Annotated in this window: 7 protein-coding genes and 1 pseudogene; 3 read left to right on the forward strand and 5 right to left on the reverse strand. The window is 68.4% G+C overall.

Annotated features, from left to right (window positions below):
- Nucleotides 1–192, forward strand: a pseudogene (locus tag AC2VOP_RS19390) (peroxiredoxin); the annotation flags it as partial.
- Between the two features lie 7 nt (nt 193–199).
- Nucleotides 200–739, forward strand: a complete 540-nt coding sequence (locus AC2VOP_RS19395) for an alkyl hydroperoxide reductase (protein ID WP_486962479.1) — start codon at nt 200–202, stop codon at nt 737–739.
- A 3-nt stretch (nt 740–742) separates the two neighbouring features.
- Here the strand turns inward: AC2VOP_RS19395 and pyrE are convergent, their stop codons facing one another.
- Nucleotides 743–1312 (reverse strand): orotate phosphoribosyltransferase, encoded by a 570-nt coding sequence (gene pyrE / locus AC2VOP_RS19400; RefSeq protein ID WP_486962480.1) that lies wholly within the window; start codon nt 1310–1312, stop codon nt 743–745.
- 388 nt (nt 1313–1700) lie between these two features.
- On the opposite strand from pyrE, the gene AC2VOP_RS19405 reads away from it, so the two are divergent.
- Nucleotides 1701–2084 (forward strand): antitoxin HicB, encoded by a 384-nt coding sequence (locus AC2VOP_RS19405; RefSeq protein WP_486962481.1) that lies wholly within the window; start codon nt 1701–1703, stop codon nt 2082–2084.
- A gap of 285 nt (nt 2085–2369) precedes the next feature.
- Here AC2VOP_RS19405 and AC2VOP_RS19410 read toward each other — a convergent pair whose 3' ends face one another.
- The 4 genes from AC2VOP_RS19410 to AC2VOP_RS19425 form a co-directional block, all read right to left on the reverse strand.
- Complete coding sequence (locus tag AC2VOP_RS19410) at nt 2370–3719, reverse strand: hypothetical protein (RefSeq protein WP_486962482.1); 1350 nt, start codon at nt 3717–3719, stop codon at nt 2370–2372.
- Nucleotides 3720–3722: 3 nt separating this feature from the next.
- Nucleotides 3723–4025: a type VII secretion target gene (locus AC2VOP_RS19415; RefSeq protein WP_486962483.1), complete on the reverse strand. Its 303-nt coding sequence runs from the start codon at nt 4023–4025 to the stop codon at nt 3723–3725.
- A 56-nt stretch (nt 4026–4081) separates the two neighbouring features.
- Nucleotides 4082–4486, reverse strand: a complete 405-nt coding sequence (locus tag AC2VOP_RS19420) for a type II toxin-antitoxin system VapC family toxin (protein ID WP_486962484.1) — start codon at nt 4484–4486, stop codon at nt 4082–4084.
- Nucleotides 4471–4715 (reverse strand): antitoxin VapB family protein (locus AC2VOP_RS19425; RefSeq protein WP_486962485.1); only part of this gene is annotated, 245 nt, incomplete at its 5' end. The genes AC2VOP_RS19425 and AC2VOP_RS19420, both read right to left, overlap by 16 nt.

The raw sequence follows: 4715 nt of genomic DNA on the forward strand, positions 1-4715 counted from the left end.
CGGGCCACCTTCATCGTCGATCCCAACAACGACATCCAGTTCGTGTCGGTGACCGCCGGGTCGGTCGGCCGCAACGTCGACGAGGTGCTGCGGGTGCTCGACGCGCTGCAGTCCGACGAGCTGTGTGCGTGTAACTGGCACAAGGGCGACCCGACGCTCAACGCGGGCGAGCTGCTCAAGGAAGCAGTGTGAGGACCGGATGAGTATCGACAACCTCAAGGCTGCGATACCGGAGTACGCCAAGGACCTCAAGCTCAACCTCGGCTCCATCACCCGCACCACCGCACTCGACGACGAACAGCTGTGGGGCACCCTGCTGGCATGCGCGGCGGCCACGGCTAACACCCAGGTGCTGGCCGAAATCGGCGCTGAAGCCGCCGACAATCTCTCGGCCGAGGCATATCAGGCCGCGTTGGGCACGGCGTCGATCATGGGTATGAACAACGTGTTCTACCGCGGACGGCACTTCCTCGACGGCGCCTACGACGATCTCCGACCGGGGCTGCGGATGAACATCCTGGCCAACCCCGGGGTCAGCAAGGTCAACTTCGAACTGTGGTGTTTTGCGGTCTCGGCGATCAACGGCTGCTCGGCGTGCCTGGGCGCCCACGAGCACACGGTCCGGGAGGCCGGTGTGAGCCGCGAGACGATCTTCGAGGCGCTCAAGGCCGCTTCCATCGTGGCCGGGGTGGCGCAGGCGATCACCAGTAGCCAGGCGCTGCCGGTCGCCTCGTCGTAGCGGCTACAGCGGGTCGATGCCGAGATCGCGGTAGGTCATCAGGGGAATGTAGGGCACGCCGCGGTCGACGAAGAGCTTCGCCGCCGCGTCGCCACGGTCGACCATCGGGATCACGCCGGTGACGACGCCGCCCTGATCGGTCACCCGGCGATACGCCGTCAAGACAGAGCCGCCCGTGCTGACGACGTCGTCGACGAGCAACACCCTCGTTGCATCGCCGAAGCGGGTGCCCTCGATCCATTGGTTGCGGCCACGCTCCTTGCGTTCTTTACGCACCGAGAACCAACTCTTGCCGGCCACCACAGCAATGGCTATCGCCAGGGCATCCGCGCCCATCGTCAGCCCGCCGACGGCGTCGAACTCGATTCCGTTCGCCTCGGCGAGGTCGGCCACCGCCCTGGCCACCAAGGCCAAGTTGTCGCCGTGGCTCACCGCATACTTGCCATCGATGTAGTCGTGGCTCTGCCGGCCGCTTGCCAAGGTGAACGGCTCGTCCTGTCGTTGGTAGCCACGCTGCTTCACAAGATCGCGTGCGGCGTGCCATGAGTCCGGGCGCGCGGTCACATCAGACATTGGACTCCCTTCCGGTGGTCGATGCAACGGCATCTCGTGCCAGCGAGGCCAGGCCGCGGCGGCGGCAACGACGGGACCGGCGGCAACGTGGCTCAACTTCGTCGGCAACGGCGGCGCCGGCGGGTCCGGCGGGCCTCCCATCATTCCGTTCTTGTAGGGAAGTTGTTTTCTGCTGCCCCGAGCAGGTGTCAGGGCCACCCGAATGGCCTTGGCGGCCGGGCAGACACCATGTGCTCCTCGGTTGACCGTATCGACATAAATTTAGCCCCCCTAGATAGTACTGTCAGCCCGGCTAAATTATTGTCGTGGTGAAGTCGATAGAGTACCGGGATGTGGCCAAAGCGCTACGCCGACATGGGTGCGTTGCCCGGCCGGGGAAGGATCGCACGTGATCTGGACCAGCCGTGCAACAAGGTGGGCAAAAGGCTGGGAACTTCATGTCCACGGCGTTGGGGTCACCCAAAGCCGTACCCTTGCAACCGCCGCCGACGAAGCACGCGACTACGTCGTCTCGCAGGCCGGGACGCCGGAATCCGATGTTCATGTCATCGTCGAGACCGACCTGGGCGAACTCGGTCAGCGGATCATCGCGATGCGCAACATGCGCCGGCATGCCGAAGCCGAGCAGATCAAAGCCGGTCATGAAAGCCGTAGGATCGCTCGGGAACTCCGCCAGCAGGGATTCTCCGTCGCCGATATTGCTGCCGTCCTAGAGGTTTCACGCGGTCGCGTGTCCCAGCTCGTCGCCGCCACGTCCAGTGAACGGTCTTGACGGCGGCGGGTGGCGCTGACTTCGCGAACCGTTACAACTGGATCACCTCACGTTTCCGGCGAGTTGGCTGACGCGCTGAAAAGACACACCCACCAGCGGTGTGTCGTCCACCATCACCCCAACGTCGACAGTCGACGAGCGGCCCTCCTTTCCACAGTCGCAGGTGTCGATCGCCTTGCGGACAACCCGAACGACACCTGGTCGGATCACGCGGTGGCCGCTGGGAACGGTAACCGTGTGCCATCTGCAAGTCCAGCGCGTTGACTCTGAGGGAGGCCACCCCGATCACTCCCCGGCCTGGGGCAACTCGTCGGCGGCGATCTCACACGGCGTTTCTGCGCCGCCGGCCCGCGGAGCCGGTGAGTCCGGCGGTGGCGGGGCCATTGGTTGACCCGCGGGCACCGCAGCCTCGTCGTGGGTGGCGGCGACCTCGTCTGCGGGCTCTGGCGAGGGCGCTGGCGCCGTCGCGTCGAGTTCGTCCACGGGCTCGGCTGCGCCCTCGGCGTCGGCAGCGTCGTCGGCATCGTCGGCGTCGTCGGCGTCGTCGGCGTCGTCTCGCGCGGGCTCGTCATCGAGCGGCTCGTCGAGTCCCTGTTCGGTGCGGCCGTCGTCGGGTGATCCCAGCCCGCCGATCGCGTCGGCGATCCGCGGAATCAGGCCGCCGAGACCTCCGCCGCCGAGGGGCAGGCCTGCGCCGGTGGGCAGGCTGAATCCGCCGGGCAGACCCGCGTCGGCGGGCGGGGCAACCTCGGCGGGCGGGGCGCCATCGAGCCGCGCGGGCGACGGCTCGGGCGGCGCGGCGGCCGGTGGAACCGGATCGGGCTGGGCCGGCAGTGGATCGGGCTGGGCCGGCGGCGGGTTCGGTGGCGGTTCCACCGCGGCGACCGGGGCGATCGGCACAAGCGGAGCCGGAGACACCAGCTCGTCGGGTTGGTAGCGCGGGCCCAGTTCGGCGGGTATCGGAAAAACCATCCCCGTCCCGGGCGCCGCCGCGGCGGCGGCCGCGTCGTAGGCGCCCGCCACCGACGTCCGCGCCGAGCGCATCGCGGTGAGCCACTCGGTGCCAATATCGTTGTCTACGTAGGGTTTTACCTGCTGGTCGATGATGTCGTCGGCGGCTTGTGTGCCTCCGGAGCCGGCCAGCACGGTGTGCGCGGCGGCCAGCCACACCGGGCGTTGCGCGCCAGTGCGGTCATCAGCGGCCATCGTCGTTGCCACTTTGTCATCGACCAGCCGCCACAGATCGTCGCGCAGCGCCGCGCACTGCTCGGCGGCCACCCGCAGCCCGGCGGCTACCGCTTCCGCGGCGGCGCAGTGCCGGCGCAGAAACCCCACGGCGGCGTCGGCTCCCGGCCCCCGCCACGCCGCGCCGAGCTCACCGGCCTGCGTGCGCTGCACCCGCAGCGCCTCCTCGGCCGCATCGACGGCCGCGCGCAGCTCGGCGAAGTCACCGTCGAGCAGCCACAGGTCCAAGCCGTCCTCGCCGTCGTACCAGTCGCGCACCTGCGCGCCGTGTGCGGTCAGGTCGGGATGCTGATAGCCGCGCAGCCGGCAGGCCGACACGTAGGTTTGGGTGTGTTCCACGGCTTCTCGGCCCTCGGCCAGCCGCGCGGGCACGTCGAACCGCTCAGCCACGCCTCAACCGACCCGGGTCGTTGCGCGCAGCTCGGCGTCGGTGTAGCCAGCCGCGCCGACCCGCAACGCAGCCGCGATCTCGGCGCTGGCCCGCGACCAGTTCGCCAACTCAGTGGCCCACCGGTCCAGGGCGCGCCGCAGCGCATCACCACCGGCGGCATGAGCCCGACCGGCATTGGCGCCGTCGAACGCCAGCCGGGGAAACCGGGTGCGCACCACGCCGTCGACGGCCTCTGCGGTGGCGTCGAACCGGTCTGCCACCGCGCGCAACGCCGCGATGTCGGCATAGACATGTTGTTCTCCCATGACGGGTATGACGGCGGGCGGGCCGCGCCGGTTCCCGCATCAGGACTCGGCGAGCTTTAGCGGTACGACACGATGCCCAGGCCGTCGATCCGCCGGAAGTCCGCCGTGTCGGCGGTGACAATCGGAATGCCCAATCGCAGGCTTGTGCAACCGATCCAGAGGTCGTTGCTGCCGATCAGTTCGCCACGACGACGCAGCTCGCGTACCACCCTTGCGTAGACCAGCGCCGTGCGATCGTCGACCGGTACGAGGGTGTGCCCCTCGCGCATGGCTGCGACGGCCGGGTGCTCGACGTCATCGAATCCTTCGGCGAACTCGCCCAGCGCGATCGTCGAGAGAAACAACTCGGCCTCGGGTGAGCGCTTGAGGAATCGATGCGCGGCGCCGTCGTCGTCGCCGGCGGAGTGTTCGCGTTGCAGGTCGATGAGAAACGTCGTGTCGACGCTCAACCGGAGCGCCACGGATCCTCCGGCGGTGCGTCGCGGCGCTGCGCGTCATCGAGACGCAGGAGAACATCGTCGCTCACGGTCGGCAGCTCAGCGAGTGCACCGAGCAACGCCGCCGCCGTGGGAACCTCGTCGCGCCAGTGCGCCCGCTTGATGACACGAGAAAACGATTCGTCGGGCGAACGCCGGGCAGCTCGCAGGCGTTCGTATGCCTCGAGATCGATCGATATGGTCTTGGTGGCCA

The sequence above is a fragment of the Mycobacterium sp. TH-M106 genome (assembly GCF_057473765.1).